The 15,273-nt window shown below is 57.0% G+C and carries 16 protein-coding genes; 11 read left to right on the top strand and 5 right to left on the bottom strand.

From position 1 onward, the window contains the following. Positions 1 to 126 precede the first annotated feature (126 nt). From DFP90_RS14170 to DFP90_RS14150, 5 genes are all read left to right on the top strand, one after another. Complete coding sequence (locus DFP90_RS14170; RefSeq protein WP_115937142.1) at positions 127 to 1,500, top strand: substrate-binding protein; 1,374 nt, start codon at positions 127 to 129, stop codon at positions 1,498 to 1,500. A 235-nt stretch (positions 1,501 to 1,735) separates the two neighbouring features. Beyond that, the gene (locus DFP90_RS14165) at positions 1,736 to 2,752 is read left to right on the top strand and encodes a branched-chain amino acid ABC transporter permease (protein WP_115937141.1); all 1,017 of its coding nucleotides are present in this window, start codon (positions 1,736 to 1,738) and stop codon (positions 2,750 to 2,752) included. A 1-nt stretch (position 2,753) separates the two neighbouring features. After that, entirely contained in the window at positions 2,754 to 3,920 is a 1,167-nt protein-coding gene (locus DFP90_RS14160) for a branched-chain amino acid ABC transporter permease (protein WP_115937140.1), read from the top strand. 13 nt (positions 3,921 to 3,933) lie between these two features. Beyond that, the gene (locus DFP90_RS14155; protein WP_115937139.1) at positions 3,934 to 4,689 is read left to right on the top strand and encodes an ABC transporter ATP-binding protein; all 756 of its coding nucleotides are present in this window, start codon (positions 3,934 to 3,936) and stop codon (positions 4,687 to 4,689) included. After that, complete coding sequence (locus tag DFP90_RS14150; RefSeq protein ID WP_115937138.1) at positions 4,686 to 5,429, top strand: ABC transporter ATP-binding protein; 744 nt, start codon at positions 4,686 to 4,688, stop codon at positions 5,427 to 5,429. Before DFP90_RS14155 ends, DFP90_RS14150 begins: the two co-directional genes overlap by 4 nt. A 111-nt stretch (positions 5,430 to 5,540) precedes the next feature. On the opposite strand, the gene DFP90_RS14145 is transcribed toward DFP90_RS14150, so the two are convergent. After that, a complete protein-coding gene (locus DFP90_RS14145) occupies positions 5,541 to 6,083 on the bottom strand; it encodes an MOSC domain-containing protein (protein ID WP_181905362.1) in 543 nt (180 codons plus the stop codon). 91 nt (positions 6,084 to 6,174) lie between these two features. On the opposite strand from DFP90_RS14145, the gene DFP90_RS14140 reads away from it, so the two are divergent. Together DFP90_RS14140 and DFP90_RS14135 are read left to right on the top strand one after the other, a co-directional pair. Next, a complete protein-coding gene (locus DFP90_RS14140) occupies positions 6,175 to 6,507 on the top strand; it encodes a PilZ domain-containing protein (protein WP_115937137.1) in 333 nt (110 codons plus the stop codon). A 146-nt stretch (positions 6,508 to 6,653) separates the two neighbouring features. Next, positions 6,654 to 8,240: a M48 family metalloprotease gene (locus DFP90_RS14135; RefSeq protein ID WP_115937136.1), complete on the top strand. Its 1,587-nt coding sequence runs from the start codon at positions 6,654 to 6,656 to the stop codon at positions 8,238 to 8,240. A 74-nt stretch (positions 8,241 to 8,314) separates the two neighbouring features. Here the strand turns inward: DFP90_RS14135 and DFP90_RS14130 are convergent, their stop codons facing one another. Beyond that, entirely contained in the window at positions 8,315 to 8,848 is a 534-nt protein-coding gene (locus DFP90_RS14130; protein WP_245957079.1) for a VOC family protein, read from the bottom strand. 112 nt (positions 8,849 to 8,960) lie between these two features. Here DFP90_RS14130 and DFP90_RS14125 point away from each other — a divergent pair, with 112 nt between their 5' ends. After that, positions 8,961 to 9,563: a TetR/AcrR family transcriptional regulator gene (locus DFP90_RS14125; protein ID WP_115937135.1), complete on the top strand. Its 603-nt coding sequence runs from the start codon at positions 8,961 to 8,963 to the stop codon at positions 9,561 to 9,563. A 47-nt stretch (positions 9,564 to 9,610) separates the two neighbouring features. On the opposite strand, the gene DFP90_RS14120 is transcribed toward DFP90_RS14125, so the two are convergent. Next, positions 9,611 to 10,294 (bottom strand): substrate-binding periplasmic protein, encoded by a 684-nt coding sequence (locus DFP90_RS14120; RefSeq protein ID WP_281269700.1) that lies wholly within the window; start codon positions 10,292 to 10,294, stop codon positions 9,611 to 9,613. A 163-nt stretch (positions 10,295 to 10,457) separates the two neighbouring features. Between DFP90_RS14120 and DFP90_RS14115 the strand changes: the two genes are divergently transcribed. From DFP90_RS14115 to DFP90_RS14105, 3 genes are read left to right on the top strand one after another with little or no spacing between them, the layout of a single operon-like run. Continuing rightward, on the top strand, positions 10,458 to 11,294 hold the full coding sequence (locus DFP90_RS14115; protein ID WP_115937228.1) for a sulfite exporter TauE/SafE family protein: 837 nt from the start codon (positions 10,458 to 10,460) through the stop codon (positions 11,292 to 11,294). A 13-nt stretch (positions 11,295 to 11,307) separates the two neighbouring features. Further along, entirely contained in the window at positions 11,308 to 12,915 is a 1,608-nt protein-coding gene (gene ggt, locus DFP90_RS14110; RefSeq protein WP_115937133.1) for a gamma-glutamyltransferase, read from the top strand. Between the two features lie 14 nt (positions 12,916 to 12,929). Further along, on the top strand, positions 12,930 to 13,598 hold the full coding sequence (locus DFP90_RS14105; protein ID WP_115937132.1) for a GntR family transcriptional regulator: 669 nt from the start codon (positions 12,930 to 12,932) through the stop codon (positions 13,596 to 13,598). Here DFP90_RS14105 and ald read toward each other — a convergent pair. Both ald and DFP90_RS14095 read right to left on the bottom strand, forming a co-directional pair. Further along, positions 13,587 to 14,705, bottom strand: a complete 1,119-nt coding sequence (gene ald / locus DFP90_RS14100) for an alanine dehydrogenase (RefSeq protein WP_115937131.1) — start codon at positions 14,703 to 14,705, stop codon at positions 13,587 to 13,589. The genes DFP90_RS14105 and ald overlap by 12 nt on opposite strands. A gap of 45 nt (positions 14,706 to 14,750) precedes the next feature. Then, on the bottom strand, positions 14,751 to 15,188 hold the full coding sequence (locus DFP90_RS14095) for a tellurite resistance TerB family protein (RefSeq protein WP_181905360.1): 438 nt from the start codon (positions 15,186 to 15,188) through the stop codon (positions 14,751 to 14,753). Positions 15,189 to 15,273 lie beyond the last annotated feature (85 nt).

The following is a 15,273-nucleotide window of genomic DNA, read 5'->3' as shown; positions in this document are numbered from 1 at the left end:
TTCAAGACCACAACATAGTCAACACCTCAAGGCCGACCCTATAACAATAATCAATCGGCCGATCGCGCGAGACAAATACGCGCATTTTTGAACAGCGTTAGGCTAATCCAAGAGAGGCGATTGAAAATGACGGATAAACCGTTTTCCAAATCCATTCTAACCCGTCGGTCCATGCTCAAAGGGGCTGCCGGGGTAACAGCAGGCGCCGGTGCCCTTCTTCTGAACGGCACGGCCCCAATGACCTTCACCCGTGACGCCTGGGCGGCGCAATTCCGCAACGACCCCGGTAACAATCCCACCGTTAAATTCGGCTTCAACGTGCCGCAAACCGGCCCCTATGCCGATGAAGGCGCGGATGAGCTGCGTGCCTATCTGCTGGCAGTGAAGCACCTCAATGGCGAGGGTGACGGTGGCATGCTGAACACCATGAAGCCACTTTCCCTGAAAGGAAACGGCATCCTCGGCAAGAAAGTTGATTTCGTCACCGGTGACACCCAGACCAAATCCGATGCAGCGCGCGCCAGCGCCAAACGCATGATCGAAAAAGACGGTGTCACCATGTTCTCCGGCGGCTCCTCCTCCGGCGTGGCCATTGCGGTTCAGTCCCTGGCCCAGGAAATGGGTGTTGTCTTCATGTGCGGCCTGACCCATTCCAATGACACCACCGGCAAGGATCGCCGCCGCTACGGCTTCCGCCATTTCTTCAATGCTTATCAGTCGGGTGCTGCCCTTGGGCCGGTTTTGAAAGATGAAATGGGCACCGAACGGCGCGCCTACCATTTGACCGCCGATTACACCTGGGGCTGGAGCCAGGAGGAATCGATCAAGAACACCACGGAAGGCCTGGGCTGGGAGACCGTCAACACGGTCAAGACCCCGGTCGGTGCCGGCGATTTCTCGCAATATATCACACCGGTCCTGAACAGCGGCGCGGATGTCCTGATCCTGAACCATTATGGCAAGGATATGGTGAATTCGCTTACCCAGGCCGTTCAGTTCGGCCTGCGCGACAAACAGGTTAATGGCAAAAACTTTGAAATTGTCGTGCCGCTCTTCTCCCGCCTGATGGCGCAAGGGGCCGGCGACAATATCAAGGGCATTCTGGGTTCCACCAACTGGAACTGGACCCTGCAGGATGAAGGCTCGAAAGCCTTTGTGAAATCCTTCGGCCAGGAATATGGCTTCCCGCCCAGTCAGGCGGCCCATACCTGTTATGTACAGACCCTGCTCTATGCCAATGCCTGTGAAATGGCCGGCACCTTCTATCCGCCGGAAGTGATCAAGGCGCTGGAAGGCTTCAATTTCGACGGCATGGGCAACGGCCCGACCCTGTATCGCGCTGAAGATCACCAATGCATCAAGGATGTTCTGGTGGTGCGCGGAAACGCCAACCCGTCCAGCCAGTTCGATCTTCTGGAAGTGGTGCAGCAGGTGCCGCGTTCCCAGGTTGATTTCTCGCCGACCCTGTTCGGTGGCGAGCTGGGCCCGTACGAAGTCTAAGCAAGACGGATCGTTTCAGACTCCGGGAAGCAGTCTCGGCCGGGCCTCACACGGTCGAGACTGCTTCAAATGGCGCACGGGCGGTTTCTTTCTCCCACTGGCTGATTTCAGCCCGAAGGGACCGCCCGGCACCAGCCTGGAAGCAAAGCATCCCAATCGTTCCGACAGCTCTCATTTGTGATGGTGGCTTCTTCTTCGGAACACACGGCTGGCAACCCCTGCTTGGTATAAAACAATGGATTCATTTTTACTTCAGATATTGAACGGGCTGGATAAGGGCGGTGCTTATGCCCTGATCGCCCTCGGTTTGACCCTTATTTTCGGCACTTTGGGCGTGGTTAATTTCGCCCATGGCGCCCTCTTCATGCTCGGCGCCTTCTGCGCGGTTTCCCTGCAAAAGCTGCTGACCCTGTCGGTCAAGGTGAAGGATGAGAGCATCACTTTCTTTGAAGCTTACAAGGAAGTGCCCTATCTCGAACAATGGTTCGGACAGACAGGCACCACCATCATTGAATACTCCGTCCCGTTGTCGATCCTCTTTTCGATCCCGATCATGCTGGCCATTGGCCTGATCATGGAGCGCGGGCTGATCAAGCATTTCTATAAGCGCACCCATGCGGAGCAGATCCTGGTGACTTTCGGTCTGGCGATCGTCCTGCAAGAGATCATCAAGGCATGTTTCGGAGCCAACCCGATCCCGCAGACCCCGCCGGAATTCCTCACCGGCAGCGCCAATCTGGGCGCCTGGCTGGGAATGGGCGACAACCTGGTTTATCCCTGGTGGCGTCTGGTCTATCTGGCTTTCGCGGGCATGCTGATCAGCGCGGTTTTCGCCTTCCTCAACTATACCACATTCGGCATGGTGGTCCGGGCCGGCATGCAGGACCGCGAAACGGTCGAGCTGCTGGGCATCAATATCGACCGGCGCTTCACCATCGTCTTTGGTTTGGCCGCCGTTGTCACCGGGCTGGCCGGGGTCATGTATACCCCGATCCTGCCGCCCGATTATCACATCGGCATGGATTTCCTGGTGCTGTCCTTCGTTGTCGTCGTGGTCGGCGGCATGGGGTCGCTCCGGGGCGCGGTGGCCGCCGGCTTTCTGCTGGGCATCCTGCAAAGCTTCGCCTCAATGAATGCGGTGAAATCGATCCTGCCCGGCATTGACCAAATCATTATCTATCTGGTGGCTGTCATCATCCTGCTGGTTCGCCCGCGCGGATTGATGGGCCGAAAAGGCGTGATGGAGGCCTGATATGACCAAACAACCCACCGCACGCAATGACTTGCTCCTGATGGCGGTTTTCACACTGGCCATCCTGACCATGCCCATCTGGGCTGCGCCCTTTGGGGCCGGGTATCCGGATCTATTGCAAAAATTTGCGATCTACGGCTTATTTGCCGTTGGTTTCAATATCCTCTTCGGCCTGACCGGCTATCTCTCCTTCGGGCATGCTGCCTTTCTGGGGGTCGGATCCTACACCGCGGTCTGGAGCTTCAAGCTTCTGTCCATGAATGTGATCCCGGCCGTCATCTTCGGCATGATGACATCGGGCCTGTTTGCCCTTCTGATCGGTTATGTCAGCCTGCGCCGGTCCGGGATCTATTTCTCGATCCTGACCCTCGCCTTTGCCCAGATGTCCTATAACCTGGCCTATTCGGTGTTGACCCCGATCACCAACGGGGAAACCGGACTGCAATTGGCCATTGGCGATGCCCGCATTCTCGACAATATGTTCGCCAGCGAAGCCGCCACCGCCATTCCGGCAACCAACCTGTTTGGCATTGAGATGAGCGGCTATCCGGGTTTCTATTTCTGCGCAGCCCTGCTGATCATCGGCTTCTACATCGCGCTTCGGATCACCCGGTCCCCCCTGGGCACCATTCTGAAAGCGATTAAATCCAACCAGAACCGGATGAATTATACCGGCCTTAATACCAGGCCCTATACCCTGACCGCCTTTGTCATCTCTGGAATGTATGCCGGTCTGGCGGGATGCCTGCTGGCGGTCACCGATCCGCTGGCCGGGGCCGAGCGCATGCAATGGACTGCGTCCGGCGAGGTGGTCTTGATGACCATCCTGGGCGGGGTCGGCACCTTGCTGGGGCCGGTTCTTGGTGCCGGTATCATCAAATATTTCGAGAATATCTTCTCCTCATACAACGACCAGGTCCTGCACGGCATCTTCGCCTTCCTGCCAGACCCGATCGAAAATGTGTTGGTAGCCATCACTGGCTTGTTTGTCGGCGATGGCTGGCACCTGACACTTGGCGCGCTCTTCATGGTCATTGTGATCTTCCTGCCGGGCGGCGTCATCGAAGGCTTTACCCGCCTCTACAGCTGGGTCCGGGCCAAGGTCAAACAGGATGCCGGAGGGAATTCAGTCAATAACGGCAAATCCCAACCGCAGTCGGCAGAGTAAGGGGGACCGGAAAATGTCAATCCTATCAGTTAACAACGTCAATAAGAGCTTTGCCGGCCTGAAAGCCCTCAACCAGGTCAACCTTGAGGTGGAGGAAGGATCGGTTCACGCGATCATCGGCCCCAATGGGGCCGGAAAATCCACTTTGCTCAACTGTTTTGTCGGACGATTGATCCCCGACACCGGTACGGTCAATTTCCTGGGCCAGTCGTTGCTGGGCATCACGCCCCATGCAATCAATCAGGCCGGTGTCGCCCGGGTATTTCAAACGCCGGAGATTTTCGGCGACCTGACCCTGCTGGAAAATGTGAAAATCCCAACCCTGGCTAAGCGTGATGGGGCTTTTTCGCTTCGCGCCTGGTCCCGAATTGACCAGGATTCCTTGGTCACCGACAAGGCGGAACATATTTTGGAGGATGTCGGCCTGATCGAAAAGCGTGACATCCTGGCTGGATCCCTTTCCAGGGGCGATAAAAGGCGTCTGGAACTGGCCATGTGTCTGGTTCAGGATCCGAAGCTTCTGCTGTTGGACGAACCAACCGCCGGGATGTCCCGGGCCGACACCAATAACACCATCGACCTTTTGAAACGTATTGGCGAGCGTGGCATCACCAAGATTGTCATCGAGCACGACATGCATGTGGTCTTCTCACTGGCCACCAAGGTCAGCGTGCTCGCTCAGGGAACCGTTATTGCCGAAGGCGCGCCGGAAGACATGAAAGGCGACCCGCGCGTCCAGGAAGCCTATTTGGGAGGAGCCCATCTATGACACCCGTATCCCCCGTCCGCGCCACCGGTTCGGCGCCTGCCTTTTTCTCTGCCTGGGACCTGCATGCCTATTATGGCGAAAGCTATATCGTGCAGGGCGTCAGCTTTGACATCCGAGAGGGTGAGATCCTGGCATTGCTTGGCCGCAATGGGGCCGGCAAGACATCAACGTTGCGCACCATCGCGCGTATGTCCAACCCCGGCCTGACCAGCGGCGAAATCTGGCTTGATCATAAACCGCTGCACAGCATGAAGGCTTATGACGCCGCCAATAACGGTGTCGGCCTGGTGCCCGAAGACCGCTGCATCATCCCCGGCCTGACAGTGGAGGAAAACCTGCAATTAGCGCAGATCGAAGGGCCATCCGGCTGGTCGATCGAACGTCTCTATGATCATTTCCCGAGACTGGCCGAACGCCGCCATCAGGAAGGGGTTACCATGTCGGGTGGTGAACAGCAGATGCTGGCCGTTGCCCGCGCCTTGGCGCGCGATGTGAAGCTGCTGCTGCTGGACGAGCCTTATGAAGGCCTAGCACCGGTCATTGTGCGTGAAATCGAGAGCATACTGGAAGAGATTAAAAATCTCGGCATCACCACCATCATCGTTGAACAAAATGCTATCGCCGCCCTGCATCTGGCCGACCGGGCCCTGATCCTGGATATGGGTCAGGTTGTGTTTGACGGCAGCGCGCAAGAGGTCCTCGACAATGCCGAGCTGCGCCAAGAATATCTTGCCATCTGATCGCAAAACCTATCCTCCCTACCGGTTGACACCCTACCGGTCCGATGGGTTTGAAAGCAGATGACAGGATGAAGAAAAGCGGATGGCCTCACGCCATCCGCTTTTTCAATCTCAAACGGGCTCGAGGCGGCGGAAGCCATCTTTGGGTATCGCTGCGGTAATCATATCACCCGTTTGGATCTGCCCACCTTTTTCAACCACAGCCATCACGCCAGCCAGCCGCTTCAGATTGCCCGCCTCGTCCTGCTTCAGGACCGCCCGCATCAGACCACGCCTGAAATCATTCAACTGCTTGCAGGGGTTGCGCAGGCCCGTCACCCGCAGCACCGTCTCCCCGATTTTAAGTCTGGTATCGGTTGCCAGTCCCAAAAGATCGATCCCGCGGGTCAGGATGTTTTCACCCAAATCACCTGGGGCGATTTCAAACCCCTGGATGCGTAGGTCCTCTAGCAGCCCTGTGTGTATCAGATGCACTTGACGCAGATTGGGCCGGTCTGGATCCTTCGCCACGCGTGATCGGTGTTTGACCGTCACACCGCGATGGGCATCCCCCTCTACCCCTTCGCCTGAGATTAAATTCAGGACCGTTACCGGTGTCTTGGAAAAATTATGTGTCGCCGAACGCGACAGAGATATCACCTCTGGCAATTCCATCCCCCTTGCAGTCAACCATTATTCTGTTAAAAATCGACAACATCTGGTAGAATTCAGTTTAATACCACCGACATACGGGAAAAATGATAAAATGAAACGTCTGGTCCGTATCACCCCTACAGATGACCGCCGCCGTGATAAACGCATGGCGGTAGAGATGACCGCCATGGTTGGCGGCATACCGGGTGATGTCACGGATCTATCCATGGCGGGCTTTGGCTTTCGCACCATGGTGCCCGGCCTGGAGGATGGCGAAGAGACCGATGCCCAGTTGCATTTTTCCGATGGCCCCTTGGAACTGATGGTGCGGATCGTCATCCATGAAGATGATGACGATGTTTATGGTGTGGTTTTCCAGGGGTTGGATCGAAATCAATTTAACCGAATCCAGCGTGCGGTCACCAATCCGCGTCACGGCCTGTGATCGGCTCGACAGCGCACCTTCCCTGACATCACAAAACCGACAAGATTTCCCGTCACAATTCTTCGGTTGAAAGACCTGGCCTGTTCAGACCAAAATACCGGCCGGGGCTGGACCAACTGTTTCAATATCGGGGATTTTTTCTGGTTATGCGTTTTTTCTTCTGCGCCCGCCGCGCCCTTTGCGCCCTTTGCGCCCTTCCGATCATGCTTATGCTGGTCTTGCAGGGATGCGGCGTCAATCCGGTCACCGGCAAACGGGAGCTACAGATCTATGGTGAGGATTGGGAGCGATCCATCGGTGCCCAGCAATATCAGCCCACCCAGCAGAGCGGGGGTGGCCGCCTGGAGGGCTATCCCGAGCTCACGCAATATGTGAAACAGGTGGGCCAGCGTGTTGCCGAAGTCAGCCACCGCCCCGAACTGCCCTATGACTTCGTAGTTTTGGACAGCGATGTGCCCAATGCTTGGGCGCTGCCCGGCGGCAAAGTTGCCATCAACTGGGGCCTGTTGACGGAATTGCAGGATGAAGCGGAACTGGCCGCGGTATTGGGCCATGAAGTCACTCACGCCACTGCCCGCCACGGCGCCCAGCAAATGGAACGCGGCATCCTGACGAGCGTGGCCGTGGTCGGGCTACAGGTCGGCCTGTCCCAATCCGAGTTGGACAAGACCACCCGCAGCGCGGTTGTGGGCGCCGCGGCGGTTGGCACCAATCTGGTGCTGACGAAATATGGCCGGAATGCTGAACTGGAAGCCGACCGCTACGGCATCGAATATATGGTCAAAGCGGGCTACGACCCGCAAGCCGCCGTCCGGCTGCAGCAGACTTTTGTCCGTCTGAAAGATGGCAAGCAATCCAATTGGCTGGAAGGCCTGTTTTCCACACATCCGCCTTCTGAAGAGCGGGTTGCCGCCAACCAACGTCTGGCCAATCAATACAGCCCACCATCCGGGGTCCAATGGCGCACCGGCAAGCGTGACTACCAACGTCAGATCAAACCGCTTCTCGCGCTCAAGAAAAGTGCAGGCAAGGTTGATGAAGGTTACAAAGCACTAAAGAAGAAACGCACCCAGGACGCCCTGACGCTGGCCAACCAGGCTCTGTCAATTGATCCCCGCAATGCCGAAGCAAACGCCCTGATGGCCGCCGCCTATTATCAGGAAGGCGACGAAGCCCGTGCGGAAGCGTCCATGAGCAAGGCAATCAAGAAGAAAGACGGGTTTTACCGCTATTACGAGGACCGTGCCCAGATTCGCATGAAACAGGGCGACACATCCGGGGCACGGGCCGATCTGGAGCGGTCGACCAGATTGCTGCCCACCGCAAATGCCCATTTTGCCTTAGGACAGCTTGCGATGAATGCGGGCGATTCCCGAGCCGCCATCAGCCATTTCAAACTGGCATCCCAGGATAAATCCAAACTCGGACAGCGGGCGTCCGCCAATATCGCAAAACTGGATCTGCCGCAAAATCCCGGTCGCTATGTCAATATCCAGAAACTGCTGACACGGGATGGCGAACTGGTGCTGCGGATCACCAATAATAGCGATGCCACGATCCAATCCGCCACGCTGCTGATCCAGCCGCCAAGCGGCCGCACATTTACCGTACCGCTAAACCAAGCGATCAAGGCCCGAAGCAGCCTGGATCTAAGAACCGGGGTCGGCCCGCTCAGCCAGGAAGCCGCCGGCAGTACCGCCCTCTCCATGCGCCAGATTCAGGTTGGCGGCTGAAACCTGGACAAAGTGCGCAAGGGTCGATGAAATGATGAGAGCCGCCAGTTCCAAGACCGGCGGCTCTCCTTCTTTTAATTGGGCAGTGCCTCAGGACTGTATTGTGCGGTAAATTCCGCGCTGGGCGGGATTGGTGTAATAACATCCACCATCACCCCGTTGGGGTCGGCCATGATGAAATGGCGCTGGCCGAATGCCTCATCACGCAACGGCTGCAAAATGGTCAGCCCCATTTCCTGAAAACGTGCATAAAGCGCATCCACATCGGCCACTTCGAAATTGATCAACAAACCCTGGGCGCGGTTCGGGTTTGCCCCCGGAATGGTTTCGTGGCCCGCCTGCAAAATCGCCAGATTGACCGACGGATTTTCCGGATGGGTAAGATGAATATACCAGTCATTTTCAAAGGCCGGCACGAAACCGAAAGCCTCACGATAGAATTGGCCTGTGGCGGTGACATCTTCAACCGCCAGAACCGGATAATAACTGTTGATCTGCATGGTCTGTTTCCCTGGTTCGCTGTTGGTTGTCATTTCTGCGGCCGCCAAGCCGCTGCCGGATAAAACGGCAACAAGGCAAAGGGCGGCGGGTTTCAAAATGGTGCGCATAAGCTTCCCCCTTTCGCGACAGATGGATTTGACGGAACAAAATTAAAAACATACAGTGTGTTTGTATTTTGAATATATAAAACAGACAGACTGTTTGTAAATAGGAAATTGAATGAAACCGGAAGAATCCTTGGACGGCCACGCCCGCCGCTCGCTTGAAACCCGCAGAAAACTGCTCTCTGCGGCACGCTCTATTTTTACGGAAGTCGGCTATATGAAGGCCTCCACCCCGGCAATTGCCAAAGCAGCCGGGGTCAGCCGCGGCGCGCTTTATCACCAATATGCGGATAAAGAGGCCCTGTTCCGGGATCTGCTGAATGAAATGCAGGCGGAAATCTATAGCGAGATCGAGAAGGTCGCCCTTGCCGCAGATGATCTGGTCAACGGCCTGATCGAAGGCGCCATGGTCTATGTGGAAGCCGCCGCAAGGCCGGATTATCTGCGCATTGTCCTGACCGAAGGGCCAAGCGTCATGGGTACGGACCAATGGCGGGAAGCGGACCGTAACAACGGCGTTCAATCCCTAATCGACGGTTTTTCAGCTGCCCAGGCCGCAGGAGACATGCGTGATTTTCCGGTTGAGGAAATGGCCCATCTGTTTTCCGGGGCCTTGGATGCCTGCGTCCTGCATTTGGCCGACGCAAAAGACCGTGCAGGCACAATCAAAAACTGCGAGAAGGCCATCCGGACGTTGGTCACCGGTCTTGGGAAATAACAGTTCTATCCAGCCTTCAGAGGAATAGACATTTATGAATCGGCTGACTAGTTTGGCGACGCTTCGCCGGCCTGTTCCTGACGGACTAAATCCAATGTAAATTGCAGACGCTTCATCTTGTCCGGGTCATTGTGAATGTTGCAAGCCACAGACAGCTCAACTTCCCGCAAAAAATACACCTCTTCCACGCTACGGATCTGTTGCTTGGCCAACAATTCTTCGGCGATGATCCTGCCGGTCACCCAGAGGTCGATGCGGCCCAGCAAAAGTTTGCGCAGATTCGTCGTATCATCCTTTGCCACCTTATCCAGGCTGGGATGGCCCTGCTCCACCAGATATTGAGTAACGCCCCAGCCCTCCACTGCACCGACATTATACTGAAAGGTATCGGTTAAACTGCCAATCTCCAGCCTTTGTTCCTTTCTGGCAAAAAAGGACCAGGCATCCAATGCCAGCGGCCCGATCCACTGGAATAGCTTCTCACGCTCCTCGGTGCGCCAGGTGGAATACACACAGACCCCTTTATCATGCAACGCCATATGATAGGCCCGTTTCCAGGGCAGCACCCGAATCTCATATTCGATCCCGGCTTTCGCTGCGACAACCCGCAATAACTCCGTCGCCCGGCCAGTAACCACGCCGTCCGGGCCTCGATAATTCATAGGCGGATACTCTTCTGTCACCAGCAACAGTGGTTCCCCCGCTACCGGAGAAACAAACGGGAAGGCCATCTGCAGAACCATCACCCAAATCTGTTTGAAACGCCGCACCATAGGGGAGAGATTACGCTCCCCCCTCTTAAAAAACCGTTATCCGGGCCATCTTCAAATTTGCATGCAATATTTATTTTTTGTATACAATTTGAGTTTACATCATTGGCTGTTGGATTTGATCATGCCCGCTCCTGATTTTCCGCTTCATATAATAGCCCTCTCCGCTGTAGGCCTTTTGGTGACCGGCGCTATTGCCGGAACCTTGGCCGGGCTGCTGGGCGTCGGCGGTGGCATTGTCATTGTGCCGGTCCTGTTCTGGCTGCTGGGTTTTCTCGGCTATGACCCCGCCCTGATCATGCATCTGGCGGTCGGCACGTCGCTGGCCACCATTATTCCGACTTCCATATCCTCCATGCGGGCCCACGCCAAGAAAGGTGCGGTTGACATCGACCTGTTGAAACGGTGGGGGCCGATGATCGTTATCGGCGCCGCTCTCGGCGGTATTTCGTCCAAATTCATTGATGCCGCTGGATTGAAATTCATCTTCGGTTTTTTTGCACTGGCCGTATCGGTCAACATGGTCCTGCCCAAGCCATTAAAAATCCGCGATGACCTGCCGGAAAGCCCCTTGGCCCATGGATCGATCGCCGGGATCATCGGCTATTTCTCCTCTCTCATGGGCATTGGCGGCGGCACTTTTTCCGTGCCGACCCTGACCGCCTTTTCCTTTCCCATCCATCGTGCCGTCGGCACCGCATCCGCCATTGGATTGATGATCGCCCTGCCTGCCGTTATCGGCTTCATCTGGGCCGGGGTCGGGGTTGAAAACCGCCCGCCCCTGAGTTTTGGTTATCTGAATGTAGCCGCCGCTGTGATCATTTTCCCCATAACGGTTCTATTTGCCCCATTCGGCGCCAGACTGGCCCATAGTCTGGACCCAAAAGGCTTGAAACGGGCATTTGCCCTCTTCCTCGCCATCACCGCCAGCCGTATGCTCTATTCAGCCTTCACCGTCTGAGGATCCTTAGTCCATGAGAAATCTCCAGCTCCCCGGCCGCTCGCCTGTCAGAAGCCCCAACGCGATGGCCAGCACCTCGCACCCCCTATCGACCCAGGCGGCCCTGGATATTCTAAAAAAAGGCGGCAACGCCCTGGATGCCGCTGTGGCGGCCTCGGCGGTGCAATGTGTGGTCGAGCCAGGCTCCACGGGAATCGGCGGCGATTGTTTCTGCCTTTATTCCAAAGGCGGCAGCACCGACCTTGTTGCCTATAACGGGTCCGGGCGCGCGCCCCTGGCCGCCAATGCGGATTGGTTCAAGGAACATGGCATTGCCGAAATCCCGCGCCAATCGCCCCATTCGGTAACCATCCCCGGCGCGGTCGATGCCTGGGACCGGCTGGTGCGCGATCATGGCCGCTTGAGCCTTGGCGAAATCCTGCAACCCGCCATCGATTATGCCCGAAACGGATATCCCATCACCTCACGCGTGGCGGTCGACATGGAAAGCCAGACTGAGCGACTGGCAAAAAGCAAGAATGCCGCCCGAGTCTTTCTTAAAGACGGCAAGACACCGACGGAAGGTAGTCTGCATCACCAAAAGGCACTCGCCGACAGCCTGGAAAAAATCGCGACCGAAGGCCGGGATGCCTTTTACACAGGCGAGATTGCCAGGGATATCGTCTCCTACCTCCAGGAATTGGGTGGCCTCCACACGATGGAGGATTTTAAAATAGCCACAGGTGAATATGTCACCCCGATCCAGACCGACTACCGAGGCCATACCCTTTATGAATGCCCGCCCAACGGCCAAGGCGTGATCGCCCTGATGCTGATGAAGATCATGGATGGCTTTGACAGTGCCGAGGACCTGAAAGGCACCGATCCAATCACACTGGAGCGCATGCATCAGGAGATCGAGGCCGGTCGCCTGGCCTATCAGGACCGCAATTTTTTCCTCTGTGACACTGCAAAGAAAGACATGCCGCTCGACTGGATGCTGTCCGACACCCATATCGATGAATTGCGAACCAGCATCAATCCCGCCCACAGCAACCGGCCGATGCCGAAATTCACCGCGCCCAACCATCAAAGCACCGTCTACATCACTGTTGTGGACGAAGACCGGAACTGCTGCAGCTTCATCAATACCGTCTTTGAAACCTTCGGCAGCGTCCTGATGGCGCCAAAATCCGGGATCATGCTGCAAAATCGTGGCCAGGGTTTTACCCTGGATCCGGACCATCCCAACTGTATCGAAGGCGGCAAGCGGCCGCTGCACACCATTATTCCCGGCATGTTGGCCAAGGGCGGGCGGATCGTCATGCCCTTTGGCGTGATGGGTGGCCAATATCAGGCCTTCGGCCATATGCAATTCCTGACACGGTTGCTGGATTTCGGCCTCGATATCCAGCAAGCCATGGATGCACCGCGGTTCTTTACCGACCCCTATTCCGATATCACCGAGGTGGAAGAGACTGTGCCGGAAGAGATCATCCTTGCCCTTAAAACCCTTGGCCATGAAATCGAAGTGGCCAAGCGCCCCATCGGCGGCAGCCAGGCCATCTGGATCGACTGGGCGCAAGGGGTGCTGACCGCCGGGTCTGATCCGCGCAAAGACGGCTGCGCCATGGGCTATTGACCGGACCAGAAATCATGTCTTCGGAAAAACCGGGTGATCATATCCGCCAGACCCTGACCGATCAGATTTTGAGCGGCGAGCTGCCCCCAGGCCACCGTTTGGATGAACAACAGATCGCCAACCGTTTCGGCCTGTCGCGTACTCCGGTCCGGGAAGCCCTGCAACAGTTGGCCGCTTCCGGCCTTCTGGAAATCAAACCCAGGCGCGGCGCCTTTGTCAAAAGCCTGAGCCAGCGTGAAATCATGGACCTGTTCGAGGCTATGGGGGAATTGGAGGCGATCTGCGCCAGACATGCCGCCGGTCGGATGAGCCTGATGGAGTTGGGGCATCTGGAGGGGCTGGTCAGGGAGGGCCAACGACTGGCCGAGCAAGGCGATGCTGCCGGTTATGCCCGGATGAACCTTGCTTTTCACAAGGCCATATTCGAAGGCGCGCATAATGAAAGCCTGATGGAGATGGCCAATATCCTCCGCCTGCGCACCAGCCCTTATCGCAACGCGCAGTTTTCCAAACCGGAAACCGGCCCGGATCGGCTGGCGCAGAGCCAGCGTGAACATGAGGAAATCCTGGCGGCCATCCGACGCCGCGACGGCGATGCCGCCCATCAGGCCATGAGCCGCCATATAACCGCCGCCAGCCTGTCGGTCAGCCGAATCATGGATGGCTTGAGTTCAAAGACCTAGTGCCTCTTCCGCCGGCACATAGGCACAATCAAGCGCTTCGGCCACAGCCCGGTATGTCACCCGCCCTTCATGCACATTCAGCCCCGCGCGAAGATGGCTGTTTTCCGCCAGCGCGCGGCGGTAGCCCAAATCCGCCAATTGCAGCGCAAATGGCAATGTGGCGTTATTCAGCGCCAATGTTGATGTGCGCGCGACAGCACCCGGCATATTGGCAACACAATAATGCACAATCCCTTCTTCCATATAGGTGGGTTCCGCATGGGTGGTCGGCCGGGATGTTTCCAGACATCCGCCCTGATCGATGGCGATATCCACCACCACCGAGCCATCAAGCATTTGTTTGAGCATGGATCGGTCGATCAGTTTGGGGGCCGCCGCCCCCGGCACCAAAACCGCACCGATGACCAGATCCGCCTCACACACTCGGCGTTCCACCGTATCGACAGATGAATATTCGGTACGCAGCCGCCCCTGGAACAACTCGTCCAACTGCTGGATCCTGGGCAGGGATTTTTCCAGAACCGTCACCTGCGCCCCAAGCCCCAAGGCCATGCGCGCTGCATGGGTGCCGGAAACGCCACCGCCCAAAATGACCACCTTGCCCGGTGCCACCCCCGGCACACCGCCCAGCAACACCCCCCTTCCACCTTTCTCCTTCTCCAGACAATGGGCGCCGGCCTGGACCGACATGCGCCCCGCGACCTCGCTCATCGGGGCCAACAGAGGCAGCCCCCCCCGGCTGTCCGTGACGGTTTCATAGGCAATGGCGATGGCGCCCGATTCCATCAGCAACCTGGTCTGTTGTGGGTCCGGAGCCAGGTGCAGATAGGTGAACAGGACCTGACCCTGGCGCAACATCTTACATTCGCTGGGCTGCGGCTCCTTGACCTTGATCACCATGTCGGCCCGTTCAAAGACCTCCCGTGCGCTGGAGACGATCGTCGCACCCGCTGTTTCATAGTCACGGTCGCGGACTCCGATCCCGGCCCCGGCCTTGGTCTCGACAATAACCGCATGCCCATGCAGCACCATTTCACGCACATTGGCCGGCACCAGGCCGACACGATATTCATGCACCTTAATTTCCTTGGGCACCCCAACCAACATGGCAAGTCCCTCCTCGGGCTAGCTTTATGAAGGAATAGAAACCGGTCAGCGGGAACAGGCGGCAACCAAATAGTTTTCACTGGGCAGATGCAACGTCAGGCAGATCTGTTTCAGGATCCGCCGTTCGCCTTCCTCGAAATCACCGTCCGCACAGGAAATAGCCATACCAACCCGGACCAGCAGATCCGCTTCCTCCGGATTTTCGGAAACCCGGGCAATATCATTGAGTGCATCCTCAACCGCCGCTCCGCCATCCGTTTCCAACCGGTCCACATAACGGTTAAAGAGATCCACCGCATCATGGACATCATAGATTTTCAAAAGATCGAGCGTTTCCAGGATATCATCCAGACGGGTGCGTTCCGAAAGCCGGACCACGCCGTCAGAATGGGCGACCAGAGCCGCAGTTGCCATGGCAGCCTCCAGGAACGGTCGGTGCTTCAACCGTTCCAGCGCCAGGCGCAGATCGTCCACAAGTTCCATCAGCATCGCCGTACCTCTGTTCGGCTGTTCACCGGGACCGGACACCAAGGATAACCCGAACTGGATTTTTCCCGCAGTGATTTTT

Origin of the sequence: Aestuariispira insulae, from assembly GCF_003385955.1 — a bacterium.
Classification (GTDB): Bacteria; Pseudomonadota; Alphaproteobacteria; order UBA8366; family Aestuariispiraceae; genus Aestuariispira; species Aestuariispira insulae.
Note: the sequence above shows the minus strand (reverse complement) of the source record. Positions and strands in the feature narration are given on the sequence as shown.